This is a genomic window from Enterococcus devriesei, assembly GCF_001885905.1.
GTDB classification, from domain to species: Bacteria; Bacillota; Bacilli; order Lactobacillales; family Enterococcaceae; genus Enterococcus_A; species Enterococcus_A devriesei.
This window is the reverse complement of record NZ_JXKM01000003.1, coordinates 224,941-245,322: the sequence shown is the minus strand read 5'-3', so window position 1 is coordinate 245,322 and position 20,382 is coordinate 224,941. Positions and strand designations below refer to the sequence as shown.

14 protein-coding genes are annotated in these 20,382 nt (G+C 41.9%); 6 read left to right on the top strand and 8 right to left on the bottom strand.

Annotation, left to right across the window (positions count from 1 at the left end):
• Positions 1 to 3 precede the first annotated feature (3 nt).
• The 3 genes from RV00_RS05785 to RV00_RS05775 form a co-directional block, all read right to left on the bottom strand.
• Entirely contained in the window at positions 4 to 639 is a 636-nt protein-coding gene (locus RV00_RS05785; protein ID WP_071861666.1) for an ABC transporter permease, read from the bottom strand.
• A gap of 3 nt (positions 640 to 642) precedes the next feature.
• Positions 643 to 1,818, bottom strand: a complete 1,176-nt coding sequence (locus RV00_RS05780) for a betaine/proline/choline family ABC transporter ATP-binding protein (protein ID WP_071861665.1) — start codon at positions 1,816 to 1,818, stop codon at positions 643 to 645.
• A 242-nt stretch (positions 1,819 to 2,060) separates the two neighbouring features.
• The gene (locus RV00_RS05775) at positions 2,061 to 2,948 is read right to left on the bottom strand and encodes a VOC family protein (protein WP_071861664.1); all 888 of its coding nucleotides are present in this window, start codon (positions 2,946 to 2,948) and stop codon (positions 2,061 to 2,063) included.
• A gap of 124 nt (positions 2,949 to 3,072) precedes the next feature.
• On the opposite strand from RV00_RS05775, the gene queA reads away from it, so the two are divergent.
• Both queA and RV00_RS05765 read left to right on the top strand, forming a co-directional pair.
• Positions 3,073 to 4,104, top strand: coding sequence for a tRNA preQ1(34) S-adenosylmethionine ribosyltransferase-isomerase QueA (queA, locus tag RV00_RS05770; RefSeq protein ID WP_071861663.1), 1,032 nt, complete (start codon positions 3,073 to 3,075; stop codon positions 4,102 to 4,104).
• Positions 4,105 to 4,998: 894 nt separating this feature from the next.
• A complete protein-coding gene (locus tag RV00_RS05765; protein WP_071861662.1) occupies positions 4,999 to 7,641 on the top strand; it encodes a cation-translocating P-type ATPase in 2,643 nt (880 codons plus the stop codon).
• A gap of 124 nt (positions 7,642 to 7,765) precedes the next feature.
• On the opposite strand, the gene adhE (RV00_RS05760) is transcribed toward RV00_RS05765, so the two are convergent.
• Positions 7,766 to 10,366, bottom strand: a complete 2,601-nt coding sequence (gene adhE / locus RV00_RS05760; protein WP_071861661.1) for a bifunctional acetaldehyde-CoA/alcohol dehydrogenase — start codon at positions 10,364 to 10,366, stop codon at positions 7,766 to 7,768.
• A 407-nt stretch (positions 10,367 to 10,773) separates the two neighbouring features.
• Here adhE (RV00_RS05760) and tgt point away from each other — a divergent pair, with 407 nt between their 5' ends.
• The 4 genes from tgt (at position 10,774) to RV00_RS05740 (ending at position 15,882) form a co-directional block, all read left to right on the top strand.
• Positions 10,774 to 11,919 (top strand): tRNA guanosine(34) transglycosylase Tgt, encoded by a 1,146-nt coding sequence (gene tgt / locus RV00_RS05755; RefSeq protein WP_071861660.1) that lies wholly within the window; start codon positions 10,774 to 10,776, stop codon positions 11,917 to 11,919.
• A gap of 85 nt (positions 11,920 to 12,004) precedes the next feature.
• Complete coding sequence (gene yajC / locus RV00_RS05750) at positions 12,005 to 12,364, top strand: preprotein translocase subunit YajC (RefSeq protein WP_071861659.1); 360 nt, start codon at positions 12,005 to 12,007, stop codon at positions 12,362 to 12,364.
• A gap of 278 nt (positions 12,365 to 12,642) precedes the next feature.
• Positions 12,643 to 15,243, top strand: a complete 2,601-nt coding sequence (gene adhE / locus RV00_RS05745) for a bifunctional acetaldehyde-CoA/alcohol dehydrogenase (RefSeq protein ID WP_071861658.1) — start codon at positions 12,643 to 12,645, stop codon at positions 15,241 to 15,243.
• Between the two features lie 168 nt (positions 15,244 to 15,411).
• Positions 15,412 to 15,882: a hypothetical protein gene (locus RV00_RS05740; protein ID WP_071861657.1), complete on the top strand. Its 471-nt coding sequence runs from the start codon at positions 15,412 to 15,414 to the stop codon at positions 15,880 to 15,882.
• A gap of 133 nt (positions 15,883 to 16,015) precedes the next feature.
• On the opposite strand, the gene fni is transcribed toward RV00_RS05740, so the two are convergent.
• Genes fni through mvk form a run of 4 tightly spaced genes read right to left on the bottom strand, consistent with a single transcriptional unit; the run spans position 16,016 to position 20,061 of the window.
• Positions 16,016 to 17,059, bottom strand: a complete 1,044-nt coding sequence (gene fni, locus RV00_RS05735) for a type 2 isopentenyl-diphosphate Delta-isomerase (RefSeq protein WP_071861656.1) — start codon at positions 17,057 to 17,059, stop codon at positions 16,016 to 16,018.
• Positions 17,049 to 18,137: a phosphomevalonate kinase gene (locus RV00_RS05730; protein ID WP_071861655.1), complete on the bottom strand. Its 1,089-nt coding sequence runs from the start codon at positions 18,135 to 18,137 to the stop codon at positions 17,049 to 17,051. The genes fni and RV00_RS05730 overlap by 11 nt, the downstream gene beginning before the upstream one ends.
• Complete coding sequence (gene mvaD, locus RV00_RS05725) at positions 18,138 to 19,127, bottom strand: diphosphomevalonate decarboxylase (protein WP_071861654.1); 990 nt, start codon at positions 19,125 to 19,127, stop codon at positions 18,138 to 18,140.
• Positions 19,120 to 20,061 (bottom strand): mevalonate kinase, encoded by a 942-nt coding sequence (gene mvk, locus RV00_RS05720; RefSeq protein WP_071861653.1) that lies wholly within the window; start codon positions 20,059 to 20,061, stop codon positions 19,120 to 19,122. The genes mvaD and mvk overlap by 8 nt, the downstream gene beginning before the upstream one ends.
• Positions 20,062 to 20,382: the final 321 nt, after the last annotated feature.

Below are 20,382 nucleotides of genomic sequence, written 5' to 3'. Positions count from 1 at the left end.
AGCTTATTCCTCCTTCCGTAATGCCGCTGGTGTCATACGATCTTCCAGCAGACCTAATAAGAAATCGACGACTAAGGCGATGATGACTACCGGGATCGTTCCCGCAAAGATCAACGGCGGTTGGAAATTATTCAACCCACTGAAGATCATATCACCAAGTCCACCGGCTCCAATATAAGAAGCCAAGGTTGCCCAAGCGATTACGTAAACGGCCGCCAGTCGAATCCCTGCCATGATTGTTGGAATCGCAATCGGTAATTCAACCGAAAAAATTGATTGTAGATTGGTCATGCCCATCCCTTTAGCGACATCAACATAGTTGCGATCGACGCCTTTCATCCCAATATAGGTGTTTCGCAGAATTGGCAGTAGGGAATAGATGAACAAAGCGACAATCGCAGGGACTTTCCCGACTCCTAAAAGTGGGATCATCAAAGCTAGTAAGGCCAATGAGGGCACCGTTTGTAAAACGCTGGCAACGCCAATTACAAAACTAGCGATTTTTGGTAGCCGCGTCAGTAGGACACCCAAAGGTACAGCGACTAAAATCCCAAGGCCTAAAGCCACGGCAGAAATATACAAATGCTCCGTGCTTTTAGTAAGGATTTGTCCGCCGTATTGATTAATAAAAGCTTGCATACTTTACGCCTCCTCACTGGATACGATATTTTCAGCAGCATCGCCAAATGTCTCTTCTTCGCCCCACAGCACATCGTAAATAATGTCTACTAATGAGACCCGCGTCAAAATACCGACAAGATGTTTCTTGTCGTCTACGACGGGCACATATTTTACGCCCCGTTTCAAAATACGTTGCAAGCTATCGCGAACTAAGGCGGATTCTTTCACATAAAAAACATTTGGATTGATGATATCGCCAATGCTCGTCGCTTTGCCACGGCGGCGTTCACGATCAATCGTCTCGATATCTACAAAGCCTTTTAAGACATTGTCTTCATCTACGATCAGCAACGTATCAACCCGTTTTTCACGCATCAAACGAATCGCATTCTGTAAACTTTTTTCCGGTGTGATTGAGATCGCTGTGTTCATCATGATCTCACCTACGGTAGTAGTATCCGGTTTGGCTTGCAGTAAGCGATCCTCACCGAGTAATTCCTCAACAAATTCATTCGCCGGTTTTTGTAAAATATTTTCCGGTGTATCAAATTGAATGACTTTCCCATTGTCCATAATGGCGATCCGGTTGGCCAGTTTCAAAGCTTCATCCATATCATGGGTCACAAAGACAATCGTTTTGCCTAAACGTTCTTGTAAATCTTTTACTAAATCTTGCAACGAATCACGGGTGATTGGATCAAGTGCACCAAAAGGCTCATCCATCAAGATGACATCTTGATCGGCAGCGAGCGCACGAACAACACCGATCCGTTGTTGTTGTCCACCAGATAATTCATGCGGATAACGATCCAGCATGTCCCGCGGTAGTTCAACCAGGTCGATCATTTTTTCAGCCGTTTTATTTTGTTCTTCCTTATCGACTTTCAATAGCCGTTGAACCAAAGTGATGTTCTCACGAATTGTCATGTGCGGCATCAAGCCGATATTTTGGATGACGTAACCAATTTGGCGCCGTAATTCTACCGGATTTTTCTTTTGGATATCTTCTCCATTGATGGTGATCGTGCCTTTGGTTGGATCGATCATGCGGTTGATCATCCGCATCGTTGTTGTTTTTCCACTACCACTAGTACCAATCAAACAAATGAATTCTCCTTTATCAAAGGAGAGGTTAACATCCTCTACAGCTACTTTGTTTCCATTATAAATTTTAGAAACGTGGTCAAATTCAATCATTTTTTCACTCCTAAATGTAAAAAATTTAACAGACTTATAATTTTAGTATGCTACAAAGAATGATAAAAAAGCAAATGACAGGCTCATTGAAAGCGCAAATAAAGCGCTGTAAAAAGAATTGTTAAATTAAAAAAGAACAGGATTAGATTTGTTTTCGCTATCTTATTCCTAATAATTGATGTTTTTGAGGGAAGAAAAAAAACAGTTTTCCAAGCATGCTTGAAAAACTGTTAACATTCTGATCATTTTTCTGAATAGAGCTTTTCTTCAATCGAGGCACGTTGATCGGCCAGAAAAGGTGGCAAGGCCAGCTGTTCACCTAAATGTTCCAAAGGTTCATCAATCGTAAAGCCAGGGCTTTCTGTGGCGAACTCTACTCGATTTCCGCCAGGTTCGCGAATATAGAGACTTTTGAAGTAGCCACGAGAAATAATTTTTTCGATTTGCCACTTTTGTTGGCGGGCCTTTTTATAAAGTAAATCCAACGCTTCATCATCCTTCACCGCAAAGGCGACGTGATCAATACTGCCACGGCCCATCCGAGTCTTTTCGTTAGCAGCTGTTGCAGTAAGAGTGATTTTTTCATTTGAACTTAGTTGAATCGTTTGTTTTTCAGTCGACCAACCTAGCAGCTGTTTAAAAAAGTCCGCCGTTTTTTGCGGATCAGGGACATAGAAATTAATATCAGCTAAGCCCAAAATTTGTTTATCGGCCGGGATCTCATTGTTGACGATCAATTCTTTTGTCGGAGCTGCTTGGTCTGTCTCGTAAAAAGTCAGGCTGACTTGATCCGGATCTTGGACTTTAAGCACTGTCGGTTTTCTTTCTACAGCAATGCCTTGTGTTTCAAAACGCTGTTGCCAAAAGTCTAGACTATCTTTCGGGACATTCAACCCAATTTCTGCTAGATAGTGAGCTTCATCCCGTCGCTGACCAAGATGCGGCACGATAAAAAAAGTGATGACTGAGCCAGGGCTACCTTGATAGTCACCGTAATAATAATGAAGCATGCGGGTATTTTCTTGATTGACAGTATTTTTGACAAAACGCAGACCTAAAAGCTGCGTGTAAAAGGTAAGATTTTCTTGCCGGTTTTGTGTAAGTAAGGAAACATGATGAAAGTATGGCATCGTTTGTCCTCCTGAAGTTAACTTATTTTTAGTAAGTATACGCGTTTTTTTGTTTTGAGGCTACTACTTGGCTTTTCAAGAAATCTTCTGCATGGTAGAATAGCCGAGGAAAAGAGGAGAAGCTATGTTAACAACTGAAGATTTTGATTTTGATTTACCTGAAGAATTAATTGCTCAAACGCCTCTCGAAAAACGCGACAGCTCGCGTTTATTAGTTTTGGATCATCAAACGGGGAAAATAGAGGACAAGCATTTCGATGCGATCATTGATGAATTGAATGCCGGTGACGCCCTAGTTATGAACGATACGCGGGTACTACCTGCTCGATTGTATGGAGAAAAACCTGAGACTGGCGGTCACTTAGAAGTCTTGCTGTTAAACAATACGCAAGGGGACGAATGGGAGACATTAATCAAGCCTGCTCGTCGTGCTAAGGTTGGTACGCAAATTGTTTTTGGTGATGGTCGGTTAAAAGCGGAAGTCAAACAAGAATTAGAACACGGCGGTCGAATCGTAGAATTTTCTTACGAAGGAATCTTTTTAGAAAATCTAGAATCCTTAGGAGAAATGCCTTTACCGCCTTACATCAAAGAACGGCTGGAAGATCCGGAACGCTATCAAACCGTCTATGCTAAAGAAAACGGATCAGCCGCTGCACCAACGGCAGGGTTGCATTTTACGCCGGAACTGCTAGAAAAAATCGCGGCTAAAGGTGTGAAACTGGTTTATTTAACCTTACACGTCGGGCTAGGGACCTTCCGTCCAGTCAGTGTCGATAATATCGCTGAACATCAAATGCACAGTGAATTTTATCGTTTAACTGAAGAAGCCGCTGCTCAATTGAATGACGTCCGTAATAATGTCGGGAAAATCGTCGCAGTAGGAACGACATCGATCCGTACATTGGAAACCATCGGTACTAAATTCAATGGCGAGATCAAAGCCGATAGCGGTTGGACCGATATCTTTATTACCCCTGGGTATGAATTTAAAGTCGTTCAAGCTTTTTCAACCAATTTCCATTTGCCTAAATCAACCTTAGTAATGTTAGTTAGTGCATTTGCGGGTCGGGAAGAAACATTAGCCGCCTATCACCATGCAATCGAAGAACGTTATCGCTTCTTCAGCTTTGGCGATGCGATGTTTGTAAAATAATATCAGTAAAGCCAGCGAAGAAATTCGCTGGCTTTTTTATGTGGAGGTGTCATCCTAAAAAATACAAAATCTTCGTATGTCTATCATTTTTCTAACCAGCTAAAGCAGGAAGAAAAACTGCCAGCTACTCAAATTAATTAGAAGTATATTTTTAAAACCCAAAAAAATCCGAAATTTTCACACGCATACGATTCCACTAATCGCGTTAAAAANGCTAAAGCAGGAAGAAAAACTGCCAGCTACTCAAATTAATTAGAAGTATATTTTTAAAACCCAAAAAAATCCGAAATTTTCACACGCATACGATTCCACTAATCGCGTTAAAAACGCGAAGTGGAACTCGCAAAAAAAGCCAGGCTCTCGATAAGCCTGGCTCTTAGAATTTCGGAAGGATTAGTTCATTCGAATTTTATATTACTTTATGATACATGCAAAGTATTACATGAATTTCTTGACTATAAACATAAATGTTTGTTCTTATTACGTTTTCACTTTTATTCAGTTTTAAGAAACTTTTTTCTCAATTACGTATCTTTTTACTTGTGTGTTTGATAGTGTTACTCAACCTGTGATACGCATTCACTATTTATAAGGAAATACTTCACACGCATACTTTTGACAACTTTTCGGTGAATCTTGTATTACTAACAATTTTTAGTGTTTATTTTTTTCTACTTGCATCGAGAAATCCTTCGAATGATCTAAGTTCCTCCTTCCTTGTATCTATAATATAGCATAAACCATTACTTTATGGAAGCGATTACGCTTGGTTATTTTGATATATTTGATTTGTTTCTTTTTGACAAAAAACGAGTTGTATACTTTGAGTTAGCCGCCTTTTCTGTGTTATAGTAATAATATAGGTAGTTTTTTTATAACAAGAGGAGGAATAGGATGGAATCCTACAAAGAGACAGCAGATACTGTGATTAAGGAATATGAAGCTGATTTAGATAATGGTTTGACAGAAAAAAAAGTTGAAGAAAAATTAAAAAATAACGGCAAAAACAAATTTGAAGATGCACCGAAGGAATCGGTAGCGAAAAAATTCTTCCATAGTTTGACCGATTTCACGACAATTATTTTACTTGTTGCAGCAGTTATCTCACTTTACACGGCGATTGCTACGGACCACGGCGATTATTTTGAGAGTTTTTTGATTATTGCGATTGTAGTGATCAATTCAGTTTTAGCAATTGTACAAGAAGGTAACGCCGAAAAAGCATTATCTGCGTTACAGGACATGAACAAGCAATCAGCAACTGTCTTACGTGATGGCAAACAGCAAGAGATTGATGCTGAAGAATTAGTTCCAGGGGATACGTTGCTTTTGGAATCAGGTTCACTGATTACTGCTGATGCCCGTATCGTGGAAGCTTCACAAATGCGAGTGGAAGAATCTGCGTTGACAGGCGAGAGCGAGCCGGTCATGAAGGATGCCGATTATATTGGTGAAGAGGACGAAGCATTGGGCGATCGTCTGAATATGCTGTACAAAGGCTCCACAGTTGTAAACGGTCGTGGTAAGGCAATCGTTACGGAAACCGGTATGAAGACCGAGATGGGGAAAATTGCCGGGTTATTAAATAGTGATGAAACGCAAAAAACACCTCTGCAAAAACGATTAAATCATTTAGGCAAACGGATCAGTTTGATCGCTTTGGCAGCTGCGGCTTTTGTGTTTTTCATTGGTGAAATGCAAGGCGAACCGATGTTGGACATGTTTATCACTGCGATCTCATTAGCAGTAGCAGCAGTGCCGGAAACATTGACGGTCATCGTGACATTAACCTTGGCTTTTGGTGTGCAAAAAATGGCGAAGAAAAATGCTATTATTCGCAAGTTGCCAGCGGTTGAAACCCTTGGGTCAGCCAATGTCATTTGTTCCGATAAAACCGGAACCTTAACGCAAAACAAAATGCGGGTACGCCGTGTCTGGACTCATGGTGATTCTGTTGTTGATACAGAAGAAGGCATGACCGAAGAGGCGATGGAAGTTTTAAGTACGGCGGCTCTTTGTACCGATGTCGTTGTAGAAAATGATGATAATGAATTAGAAATCAAAGGAAATCCGACTGAAGCGGCGATTGTTCGAGCTGTGGAAGAAAACTATCATACTAAGTCAGAGCTTGAAGAAAAATATCCGCGAATCGGTGAGATTCCGTTTGACTCTGAACGAAAAATGATGACTACCGTACATAAACGCGGGAAAAAATTCATCTCAATTACTAAAGGGGCCTTTGATGTACTGTTGCCCAAATTTCATTATGGTGATGTTGACCAGGCGGCAATCGTAAATGATCGCTTCGGAAAAAAAGCGTTACGAGTAATCGCTGTTGGTTATGCGATTCATGATGAAGAACCAAAAGAAATTACGTCAGAAGCGTTAGAGAAAGATTTACGTCTGATGGGCTTGATCGGGATGATCGATCCGCCTCGTCCAGAATCAAAAGCTGCGATTGCCCGTGCCAAAAAAGCGGGAATTAAAACGGTGATGATCACTGGCGATCATGTCGTAACAGCTGGGGCTATCGCCAAAGAACTTGGAATTATGAAGAGTCGCAAAGAAGCACTTTCTGGCGCGCAGTTACAAAAAATGACCGATGAAGAGTTGGATGAAAAGGTGAAAGACCTTTCTGTTTATGCGCGAGTAACACCAGAAGACAAGATTCGAATTGTTAAATCATGGCAGCGGACAGGTGCCGTTGTGGCAATGACTGGAGATGGTGTCAATGATGCTCCTGCTTTGAAAGCCAGTGATGTTGGTTGTGCGATGGGAATTACGGGGACGGATGTTGCTAAAGGTGCAGCGGATATGATTTTGACCGATGATAACTTCGCGACGATCGTTGATGCGGTAGCTCGAGGACGTTCCGTTTATCAAGGGATTCGTAAGGCGATCAATTTCTTGTTGAGCTGTAACATTTCGGAGATTTTTATCGTAGTGATTGCGATGTTGTTAGGCTGGGGAGCACCGTTTACCGCTGTTCAATTGTTGTTTGTAAACGTTGTAGCAGATGGCTTACCAGGCTTCGCACTAGGTCGTGAACCGGCGGAAGCAGGAATTATGGATGAAAAACCAATTCCTCGAAATGAAGGGATCTTTGCTCGTGGTTTATGGCAAAAAATTGGATTGAATGCCGCGGTCTTTACCGTCGTCACTTTGATTGGATTTTATGTGGGAGCGTTCGTTGACCACGTCAGCTATTTCACCCCACCAAGTTTGGAAGTCGGTCAAACCGTCGCCTTCTTAGTTTTAGCGTATTCATCGATTCTACACGTTTTTAATGTGCGTAGTGCGAAATCGATTTTCAGAGTGGACTTGGCTACAAATAAATCGTTGGCTCAAATGGCCTGGTTAGCGATTGGAATCACGACAGTCATCGCGCTAGTTCCTCAGACACAAGAATTGTTCTATCTGGTACCTATTAGTATGAACCATTGGGTGATCTCAATCTTACTTTCGATTGTACCGATCATCGTCAATGAATTGATCAAATTCCACAAAGCACCAGAAATTGATCCAGAAAATATTTAAGCAGTTGAATCATATTTTATTGATTGCCACAAGTAGAGCTAAAAAAGCCTTCGATGATTGTTTTCATCGAAGGCTTTTTTGCAGTGAAGCGAACACTGCTTAGGAGTAAAACGGCTCTACCGTGTTACGCTTTATAATCGTAGCTAGTGATGATAATCTCTTTCAATTCGCTGATCAGCGGTTCTTTTGGATTCGCGGTGGTACATTGATCCTCATAAGCAAGCTCCGCCATCCGATCAACTGTGGAATCTAGTGTCTCTTGCGTTACGCCTTGCGCTTTGAGACTCATATCGATGCCGATCGACGTACCTAGCTCATAAATAGCTGAAGCTAAAGCTTCAACTAATTCTTCGATAGTCTTGCCCTTTAGCCCTAAAAACTTCGCAATGTCTGCGTAATCAGTATGTGCCCGGAAATAATCATATTTAGGGAACATCGCATGTTTTTGCGGATCTTTCGCATTGTAGCGAATGATATGAGGCAAGAGAATCGCATTTGTCCGACCATGAGGAATCCCATATTCGCCGCCGATCTTATGAGCGATCGAATGACAAATTCCCAAGAAGGCATTGGCGAAGGCCATCCCGGCCATCGCAGAAGCGTTATGCATCTTCTCCCGCGATTCTTCATCGCCGTTTTTAACCGATTTTTCCAAGTAGTCAAAGACGATCTGGATTGCCTGCAAGCTCAGGCCGCGAGTATAATCAGAGGCCATAACGGAGACATAAGATTCGATCGCGTGAGTCAAGACATCCATCCCGGTATCGGCTGCGATTGATTTTGGCAATGTTAAAACAAACTGCGGATCGATGATCGCGACATTTGGCGTCAGGGCATAGTCAGCTAATGGGTATTTCACGTGAGTTTCGCTATCTGTGATAACCGCAAATGGGGTTACTTCGGCACCGGTTCCTGAAGTTGTCGGGATACAGACCAGCTGAGTTTTTTCTGGTGCTTCGATCCCGTAAGTCCGCTTACGGATATCCAAGAATTTTTGTTTTGCGCCGAAGAAGGACGTGTCTGGGTGTTCAAAGAACATCCACATGCCTTTCGCCGCATCCATCGCTGATCCGCCGCCTAAGGCAATGATCGTGTCAGGTTGGAAGTTTACAAACATTTCCAATCCTTTATAGACCGTATTGGTGGATGGGTTTGGTTCCACATCTGAGAAGACTTCGATTTTGACATCGTTTTTCCGTCTGCTTAATGCTTCTCGCACGATATCCGCGTAGCCGAACTGTACCATCCCAGGATCACAAACTAGCATGACCCGTTCCACATTCTCCATTTGGGTCAAATACAACAAAGAGTTCTTTTCAAAATAGATCTTTGGTGGAAGTTTAAACCATTGCATGTTTTTTCTCCGTTTCGCTACCGTTTTAATGTTGATTAAGTCAAGGGCTGATACGTTGTGAGAAACTGAGTTTTTCCCGTAAGAACCGCAGCCAAGCGTTAATGATGGGATCAATTCGTTGTAAATATCGCCGATTCCGCCTTCCGAAGAAGGTGAATTGATTAAGATGCGACAAGCCTTCATGCGCAAACTGAATTCTAATTGTGCTTCTTCATCTTCTGAATGAATAACCGCCGTATGCCCTAAACCACCTAGCTCTAACATTGCCTCAGATAAGTCAAAACCATGCTCAGTCGAATTTGATTTGATCATTGCCAAGACTGGTGAAAGCTTTTCACGAGATAGCGGGTAGTCAGGTCCTACACCGTCTAATTCTGCTACTAACATTTTGGTCCCATTTGGAACACCGATCCCAGCTAGATCAGCAATTGCTTTTGCAGAGAAGCCAACGATCTTCGGATTAACAGCATATTTGCCTTCATTCATAACGACCGCTTCCAATTGTCTCAACTCATTTTTTTTAACGAAGTAAACTTGATGCGCTTGAAATTCTTTTTTGACCGTTTCATAAATCTCTTTGTCGACGATGACTGCTTGTTCGGAAGCGCAGATCATGCCGCTGTCGAAAGTTTTAGACACAAGTAGGTCATTGACTGCGCGTTTGATATTGGCGGTTTTTTCGATGTAGGCGGGAACATTCCCAGGGCCAACGCCGAGAGCTGGCTTTCCAGTTGAATAGGCAGCTTTCACCATTGCACCACCGCCAGTTGCTAAAACAATCGCTACACCAGGATGATTCATCAAGCCTTGGGTAGCTTCAAGGGAAGGTTGCTCGATCCATTGGATACAATTTTCTGGTGCACCGGCTGCAATCGCCGCGTCACGGATGATCCGCGCTGCTTCGGCAGAACATTTTTGCGCGCTTGGATGGAAGGCGAAAATGATTGGATTACGTGTTTTTAAAGCGATCAGAGCCTTGAAAATCGTTGTTGAGGTGGGATTGGTCGTAGGCGTCACACCACAGATCACACCCACTGGTTCAGCGATTTGAATCAGATGTTTTTGCTTGTCTTCATGAATTACGCCAGCGGTCTTATTGTCTTTGATATTGTTCCAAATATACTCAGAGGCATACATATTCTTGATTGCTTTGTCTTCAACGATTCCACGCCCGGTCTCTTCTACGGCCATTTTTGCTAATAACATGTGCTTGTCTAATGCGGCCATTGCCATTTCGTGAACAATCTGATCCACTTTTGCCTGATCGAATTTCGCTAACACCTTTAACGCGTCGTTTCCCTTCGTTGCCAGATCATTGATTACGCCGTCAACATCGATTGGTTCTGTTTTTTTCTCAGTCGCTTTAACCATTGTTTCCCTCCTAATATTTTTTTACTACTTCATCATAAATGTTAATATTGCTACTGTAAACGCTTTCTTTAGATAAGTATTTTCTTCACATTAAGCTCTTTTTAACGTGTTTTAAGTGATAATTCATCTAAAGTTTTTTTATTAGTTATGTATTTTCGAGCAAAAGCATGGGATTGCTTATTTTGTTCGTTCAAGCACTCTGGGAAAAAGAAAAATTTGTTCTTATTAAATAGGAAAATGTGGAAAATTAAATAAAAAAAATTTATTTTGTGTGGTTATGAACATGATTTCTATAAGAAGCGTTAAAGTCTGGAAGGAAAGTTGCAAAACGACTATAAAACCATTATTATGGTACAAGTTGCAGACTAATACATACACAATACATATAGAAGAAAGTAGGAAATTGAATGACTGAACCTGCCATTTCTTATCGTTTAATAAAGAAAGAAAAACATACAGGCGCACGTTTGGGAGAGATTATCACTCCTCATGGAACGTTTCCGACGCCAATGTTCATGCCAGTAGGCACATTGGCAACGGTTAAAACAATGTCACCAGAAGATTTAAAAGAGATGGGTGCCGGCATTATTTTAAGCAATACCTATCATTTATGGCTACGGCCTGGAGAAGATCTTGTTGCGGAAGCGGGCGGCTTGCACAAGTTCATGAACTGGGATCAACCGATTTTGACGGACTCCGGTGGCTTCCAAGTGTTCTCATTAGCAGATATGCGGAATATCGTTGAAGAGGGCGTTCATTTCAAAAACCATTTGAACGGTTCGAAGATGTTCTTATCTCCAGAAAAAGCGATCGATATCCAAAATAAATTAGGTTCTGACATCATGATGAGCTTTGATGAATGCCCGCCATTTGATGAAAGCTATGACTATGTGAAAAAATCAGTGGAACGGACCTCACGCTGGGCAGAACGTGGACTAAAAGCGCACGCTAACCCAACAACGCAAGGATTATTCGGGATCATTCAAGGTGCTGGTTTTGAGGACTTGCGTCGTCAAAGCGCCAAAGATCTTGTCAGCATGGATTTCCCTGGCTATTCTATCGGCGGACTTTCTGTCGGTGAACCAAAAGCAGAAATGAATCGGGTGCTAGAATTTACGACACCATTGATTCCAGAAAACAAGCCCCGCTATTTGATGGGTGTGGGCGCTGCAGATTCATTAATCGACGGCGTGATTCGTGGCGTGGATATGTTTGATTGCGTATTGCCGACGCGGATCGCTCGTAACGGTACATGTATGACGTCAGCAGGGCGCTTAGTTGTTAAGAACGCGAAATATGCTCATGATTTTCGTCCATTAGATGAAAAATGTGATTGCTACACGTGTCGTAATTATACTCGTGCTTACATTCGTCACTTGATCCATTGTGATGAAACCTTTGGTATTCGTCTAACTTCTTATCATAATCTATATTTCTTAATCAATTTGATGAAGCAAGTTCGTCAAGCAATCATGGATGATAATTTATTAGAATTCCGCCAAGCCTTCTTTGAAGAATATGGATTTAATAAACAAAACGCAAAAAGTTTCTAAAGTCTGAATAAAAAAGCTAGTGAAACTTTAGAAATTTTGTTACAGTTAGAAGTGGATTTACTAAGAATGCGAGGGGAAATATAAAATGGGAAGCTTTTCAATGATCATCTTGATCGTAGTAATGCTGGGAATGTTCTTCATGATGAACCGTTCTCAAAAGAAACAACAACAAGAACGCCAAAACGTCTTGGATGCGATGAAAGTTGGCGACGATGTCGTAACGATCGGTGGATTACACGGTGTGATCCATGAAATTAATACGAATGATAAGACTGTTACTTTAGACTGTGAAGGCATTTATCTAGTCTTTGATCGTGCATCAATCAGAACCGTAACAGCCAATGTTCGTCCGGCGACAACGCCAGTTGGACCAGAAGTGGTAGAACCTGAAGTAACTGAGCCGCAAGAAACAGTTGTTGAAGAAAAACCTGAAGATAAAGAATAAACGAAGTATCCGTTTGGAGAGTGGAGCATTTATTGTTCCACTCTTTTTTTGTGGATTGTTTTGTTAACCCTGAAGATAATTGTGAAAAAAGTTCTTTTATTAGAAACTCAATACTATAATCTCTAAAAAAAGCATATGTTATAGACGGGCTGTGTTCATCGCATTTGATAATAAAAAAAACTGGTGTGAAAAAAATCACAAAAACTATTTACAAACTCCCGAGGGTGTTGTATGATGTCTATGTGAAAAAGAACACAAAAATTTTTAGGAGGATACACATGGCTAAAGCGATTGAAAAGGAAAAAGACGCAGTCAGCGTTGAACAAGTGATTGATGAATTAGCAGCAAAAGCAAATGTTGCGTTGAAAGAAATGGAAGACTTCGATCAAGAAAAAGTTGACCATATCGTTCACGAAATGGCAATGGCAGCATTAGACAAACACATGATGTTAGCGAAAATGGCCGTTGAAGAAACCGGCCGCGGGATCGTCGAAGATAAAGCAATCAAAAATATGTACGCTTCAGAATACATCTGGAACAGCATTAAGAATGATAAAACTGTTGGCGTGATTGGCGAAGACAAACAAAAAGGCTTAATCGAAGTTGCTGGACCTGTCGGCGTTGTTTGTGGCGTAACACCTACAACAAACCCAACATCTACAACAATCTTCAAATCAATGATCGCCTTAAAAACAGGAAACCCAATTGTATTTGCTTTCCATCCAAGCGCTCAAAAATGTTCTGCTGAAGCTGCGCGTATCGTTCGTGACGCGGCAATCGCGGCAGGCGCTCCTGAAAATTGTATCCAATGGATCGAAAAACCATCGATCGACGCAACATCAATGTTAATGAATCACCCAGGTGTAGCCATCGTTCTTGCGACAGGCGGACCAGGCATGGTTAAATCAGCTTACTCTACTGGTAAACCAGCTTTAGGTGTTGGTGCGGGTAACGTTCCTTCATACATTGAAAAAACAGCGAAAATCAAACGTGCGGTCAACGACTTAATCGTTTCAAAATCGTTTGATAACGGTATGATCTGTGCTTCTGAACAAGCTGTTATTGTAGACAAAGAAGTCTACGAAGATGTAAAAGCAGAATTCCAAGCACATCAAGTTTATGTTGTGAAGAAAAATGAATTGAAAAAATTAGAAGACGCTGTCATGAACGAAGGTAAATATGCAGTAAATCCTGCAATCGTTGGTCATTCAGCTGAAGATATTGCGCAACGTGCAGGAATCAAAGTTCCCGCTGGCACAAAAATTCTAATCGCTGAATTAGATGGTGTCGGTGCAGATTATCCATTATCTCGTGAAAAACTTTCTCCAGTTTTAGCGATGATCAAAGCAAATGATCACCAACACGGTTTCGATCTTTGCCAAGGTATGCTTGAGTTAGGCGGATTAGGCCATACAGCAGTTATTCATACAGAAGATGAAGATTTACAAGTGAAATTTGGGTTGCGTATGAAAGCTTGCCGTATTTTAGTTAATTCACCATCTGCAGAAGGCGGTATCGGTGACATTTACAATGAAATGATCCCATCATTGACGCTTGGTTGTGGTTCATACGGGAAGAACTCTGTATCTAAAAACGTATCTGCTATTAACTTAATCAATGTTAAAACTATAGCGAAACGGAGAAATAATATGCAATGGTTTAAGCTACCATCAAAAATCTACTTCGAAAAGAACTCTCTATTGTATTTGACCCAAATGGAAAATGTTGAACGTGTCATGTTAGTTTGTGACCCTGGCATGGTTCAATTTGGCTATGCGGATATCGTTCGCGAAGTTCTTGGACGTCGGACAAATGATGTGAAAATCGAAGTTTTCTCTGATGTTGAGCCAAATCCTTCAACCAACACAGTTTATAAAGGTTTAGAAATATTCAATGATTTCCAACCAGATACAGTTATCGCTTTAGGTGGTGGTTCTGCGATGGATGCGGCGAAAGGCATGTGGATGTTCTTTGAACACCCAGACACTTCATTCTTCGGCGCAAAACAAAAATTCTTAGATATTCGTAAACGGACGTATAATATCGGCAAACCTGAAAAAACTCAGTTCGTATGTATCCCAACAACTTCTGGTACAGGTTCTGAAGTAACACCATTTGCCGTTATCACTGATAGCGAAACACACGTGAAATACCCATTAGCAGACTACGCGTTGACACCAGACGTAGCAATCGTTGACCCACAATTCGTTATGACCGTACCAGCTTCTGTAACTGCTGATACTGGGATGGACGTATTGACTCACGCGATTGAATCATACGTGTCTGTTATGGCTTCTGATTATACTCGCGGCTTGAGCTTACAAGCAATCAAGATGGTCTTTGACAATCTTGAAACATCTGTTAAAACAGCAGATCCAGAAGCCCGTGAAAAAATGCATAATGCTTCTGCAATGGCAGGGATGGCCTTCGCCAATGCTTTCTTAGGAATTTGTCACTCAATCGCTCATAAGATCGGTGGAGAATACGGCATTCCTCACGGACGTACCAATGCGATTCTATTACCGCATATCATCCGTTACAATGCGAAAGATCCACAAAAACACGCGATGTTCCCTAAATATGACTACTTCCGTGCAGATGCTGATTATGCTGATATCGCTAAGTTCTTAGGACTTAAAGGCAATACCAATGCAGAATTAGTAGAGGCATTGATTGAAGCAGTGTACAACTTAGGTGTGACTGTTGGAATCGACATGAACTTGAAAGCACAAGGCGTGACTCAAGAAACCTTGAATACGACGGTTGATCGTATGGCTGAACTGGCTTACGAAGACCAATGTACAACAGCAAATCCAAAAGAACCATTGATCAGCGAGCTGAAAGAAATTATTGTGACAGCTTACGATTACAAAGCATAAATTTTCGTGAAAGAACTCTCCTCGTGAGGGTTCTTTTTTTGAATTTAACTCAAATGCAGTATTTTATTTAAAAAATTCATTTTATTTAGATTAAATGAATCTCTTTGATTGTTCTGACCCTCAAAAAACGATAGACTAGAATTAAGATGGGGGGAAGGATTCAAGATCATGGAAAAATTGAAGCGTGAGATACAAGAATTAAGTGAATCCAATGCGCGATTAGGCGCCTTGATTGACTATCTAGTAAATGAAAAAAAATTGATGGCCAGTAAGGCAAATCATATTTTTATGTTAGATATGCAAGACTATGTTGCTGCATTGAATGGCTTGGCTCCTTCGAATGCACAAATTTCTGTGACTCCTCAAGAGATCAAACAAATTAATTATTTGCTGACACAGCAATATGAACTGATGAAAATCATTCAAAGGGATTATACCCGCCTTGCTGTCGCGGAAACTGAAGAGAAACAGGCGGCAAATGAAAAGAAGCTACGCATCATTAAACGGCTGTTGGTGATTAACCAGTTGTTGCTGCAAGATAATATCTTGTTTCAATCCTTGCTCGAAGCAAAAAAAATAAGCGGAACGATTCGTATTGGTGAAAAGAAAAATTGGCTGCAGCGGTTATTGAGACGCTAGAGGCTGATTAATAAAGGCTTTCGTGTAGCCGGACATGGATATATCTTCTGTAAAGCGATTGATTCATGTGAAAAATTTATACTTTCTTTGTATGAGGCAAAATAAGAGGTGGAGATCAATTGATCTCCACCTCTTATTTGCGTGTCGCTAATTGTTTGTAATCAATTCCGCGGGCTTGGCACCATTCTTTAGGTGCACCGCTTAAAATAATCGGGTTCTGGCTTAATTCTGCCGTGGTTGCTTTGTTAGTCATTAGATATAAACGCTGCAGCTGAATTTTCCAGTCTTCGATCATAGCAATAGTGGATTCGATGCCATCACTCATTAGCTGATCAAGGATCGTCGCCGAAATACCAACAGCTTTAGCACCTAAACATAAAGCTTTAAAAATATCATAGGCACCTCGAATGCCACCAGAAGCCAGAAGGGTCAGATCATTAACTGACTGAGCTTCTAAAAGGGATACGACCGTCGATTGGCCCCAATCATCCAAATAAGTTAGTTCCCGCTTTTTCCGGCGAGCGTTCTCAATTTGTGAGAAGCTAGTACCGCCGCGACCGGAAACATCGATTGCCTGCGCTCCTAATGAGTGTAATTGTTGAAGCGTTTCTCGTGTCATGCCAAAACCGACTTCCTTGACGATGACAGGAACATTCAGTGCTTGAATGGTTTGTTGGATATTTTGTGGCCATTCATGAAAATCACGATCGCCTTCAGGCATGACTAATTCTTGCGGAACATTTAAATGGATTTGTAAACCATCTGCTTGCAGCAGCTCTACGATTTTTTTGGCATCTTCACTAGTTCGACCAGCCCCCATATTGCCCAGAATCAGGCCGTGAGGATTGGCTTTTCGAACGACCGTGTAGGAATCTGCCACACTTGGATCTTTCAACGCCGCGCTGACAGAACCAGTTGCCATCATTAGATCCGTCTCGCGAGCGATGATGGCCAAGTCGTGATTGATTTTTTTAGTTTTTTCACTGCCGCCGGTCATAGCGTTGATATAAAAAGGGACGCTTAATTTAAGGCCGAGAACTTTGGTGCTTAAATCGACCTCTTCAGGACGTATCGTTACGATGGAAGAATGCAATAACCGAATCGCATCGAAATCATTTTCCTTTGGTTTTTGATGGAAAGCTCGAGCCAATGAAACATGTTCGTCTTTACGATTCATGGCGATCCTCCGTAAAATGATAGACGTGAAGAGGCAGTGGCGTGATGCCAGCCTTTTCCCAAGAACTCATTAAAGGCAGGATTCCTGCACGTTTGTCAACGATCACAATGCCGCAATCACCACCGCCAGCACCGGAAGATTTTGCGGCGCCACCGTATTGTTCAGCAAGATCATTCAACCGTTTTAATTCCTCGGTTTCAATCAAGACGTTGCTGATCGTCGTCAATTGGTTCAGTAATTCGCGATTTTCACGAATCATTTGCTGGATCAAGGATACATCATTTCGCTTGAACCCTTGGATCATTTCGTCTACGCAAGCTTTGCTGTCTTGTAGAAAGTGTTCGTAAGAGGTGCGTTTTTCATCCCGTGATTGATGGACTTGGTCGACTAGATCAGAAGTCGATGCTGGACTGCCAGTCCAACCGATTAATAGGCGCAAGTCTTCGGGGACTTGCAATGGTTCAATTTGTAAATTAGGCCAGTCATTTTCGATTAAAGTGGTCAATTTTTCGGTCGTCATTTTTTCTAAGACCCAGTCATGGTCGAAGGTAGAAAAGGCTAACCAACCACCGTAGCAGCTGGCGGCAATATCTCCACAGGAGCCGTTGCCTTGGACATTTAAATGAGCGAGGGTCGCTAATTTAAATAATTCTAACTGCGAAAGATTCAGTTGATAAAAAGCATTCAACGCTTTGACCGTGGCCACAGTGACAGCACCACTGGAGCCTAGACCGTATTTCCGGCCATTAGAATTATCCAGTTCACTTGTTACTTTTAAGTCGAAGAAGGCCAATTTTTTGCCTTTTTCCTGGGCGTATTTCTCGGTGAAGTGAATCGCCGCTAAAATATAATGGAAAGGATTGTCACGAATGTCTAGGACTAATTCGTTATTCCGGCGAGTCCAACGTATGGGTAGATCGCTATATTGGGCGGATTGGATACTTCCGCTTTTTTTGGCCGGTCCGATGGAGACGGAAATGAATTGGTCGATGGCTACGATGATCGCGGGATGTCCCGGTTCTACAACGGCGTATTCACCGGCGATATAAAGTTTTCCAGGGGCAGATACTTCAATCATTTACGCGTCCTCCTTTGATAAAATTTCGATTTTGGGTCCTGCGTGAGCAAGGATTAATTGTTGGGAATCAAAATGCTCGGCTAAGGCAGCCTGAACCTTTGCTTCATTTTTACGTTCGACTAAGATTTTGACATTTGGTCCAGCATCCATTGTGAAGTAGCAAGGAATACCGGCAGTTCTGATTTGGCGGACGAGATTCATGGCTTGCATGCTTTCTGCCGACCAATAGGTGAAGGGCGGATTCGCGGCTAAGGTTGTACCGTGCATTTTTAAGGCGCTGGCTTCGGTAACTTCTCCTAAGGCAATGAAGTTTTTTTCAGCGATGGCTTGTTTGGCTTTTTGTAAATCTTGCGGAACAGTTTGTAGCCAACCATCATAAAAAGCCGACGTTTCGACCGTTCGTTGCATGCCATCGCGACTAGAAATATCTTTTTGGGCATCATTGACCACAACAAAGAGCATACTTAACTCATTTTCGAAGTCGTTGCTTGGTATTTCGACTGCATAGGACGTCTCGTCACTAGTCCCTTTTTGCCATTCTGCAAAGCCGCCGTAAATGCTGCGGCAGGCAGAGCCGGAGCCCCGACGTGCAAGCCGCGATAATTCTTCCGGTGATAAGTCTAGATTTAATGCTGCACTAGTAGCGCCAGCCAAAGCGGCCAAACCACTAGCAGAAGAAGCTAAACCTGCAGCTGTAGGGACGAAGTTTTGGCTTTTTACCGTCGCATAAAGGCTGCAGTCGGCTTTTTGGCGGACTAAATCAAGAAAGCGACTCACTTTTAAGGTCGCTTTCGGATCTTGCAGTTGATTGTCTAAGTAGAAATGATCTTCCTTCAACTCTTCGGAAAAAGTGACGGTCGTTTCAGTATAAAAAGCATCCAACGTTAACGATAAACTATTGTTCATTGGAATGATTAGTTCTTGATTTTCTTTGCCCCAATATTTAATCAAGGCGATGTTCGTATAAGCTCGAGCTTTGCCACTAAACATGTGCGTAGACACCTAACCCTTCAATCCATGTATCACGTGCGCCAGCGTCTAATAATGTTTTCTGCAGCTGACGTCCGCTTGTTTCATTCTCTGCTAGAGCGATCATGCAACCACCGCGGCCGCCACCGGTCAGCTTCGCACCTAATGCGTGATGTTCTAACGCCGTTTCGATTAGGTGGTCTAAGTTGCGATTGCTGGCACCTAATAAGCGTAAGAGACCTTGAGCTTGGTTCATACAGTCGCCTAAGACGCGAGGCTTATTTTGCAAAACGGCTTGCTGAGCTTGATTGGTTAACTGTCCAAGTGTCCGCATTTGCTGATTGGTCTCATAAGGGCGCAGTTCCATCAATTTAGCGATATCTTTCACTGCTTTGCGCGTCTGTCCTTTTACGCCAGTGTCAGCCACAACTAAAAAAGCATCCATGTTTAATTGGAAAGGTTGGAAGCCGATGCCTTTTTGATAAAGGATCGGTTCAGTTCCACTAATCGTCGTCGCGTCAATGCCGCTAGGGTTGCCATGAGCCACCGCTTCCGCTTGATTGACAAAGTGTAAGACGTTTTCTTGGGTTGCTGGTTCTTCCATCCAATCGAAAACAGCCCGGGTAATCGCAACTGCTACGGCAGCGCTTGAACCCATTCCCCGTTCGGCTGGAATCGAGCTTTCAATCTTTAAATAGAAAGGTTCTGGAATTTTAAAATGTTTTACTAAATACCACAGTAAGACCGTTACATTGCGCATCGTATTCGGCGCGGCTGAAAGCGGTCCGTGGAAGAAGCTGGATTCGATCCACGACTCAAGTTTATTTACCTTGATCGTCGCTTGGATACCTGTTCCTGCAAAAGGAAAGGCGATCGCCGGCTCCCCATAAACAACCGAGTGTTCTCCCATTAAGATAATTTTTCCACTGGCATAACCCGTGCCAATCGATTTCATTAAAAAAACCCCTATTTCGTTTTAGAGTATGTATTTTTCATTTTTATTTGTTTAACTATTGTTTTCATTGAGAAAAATTCTTGTTTCTCGACTTCCTTATTATAAACGAAATTATTACTTAATAGTAATAAGCCATTTTAGTCTCTTCCCATTTTACTCAGAGAAGACCTACAAGTAAACGAAACCGCTGAAAAGTTTTTGAAAAGCTACGATTTTTTAAACATTCCTTAGAAGAATAAAGTTTGTTTTTCTGTAGATATTTTGTTTGACGCTACAAGATATTGGGGGTATATTGGATAAGTTGAAAAATACGCACTATAT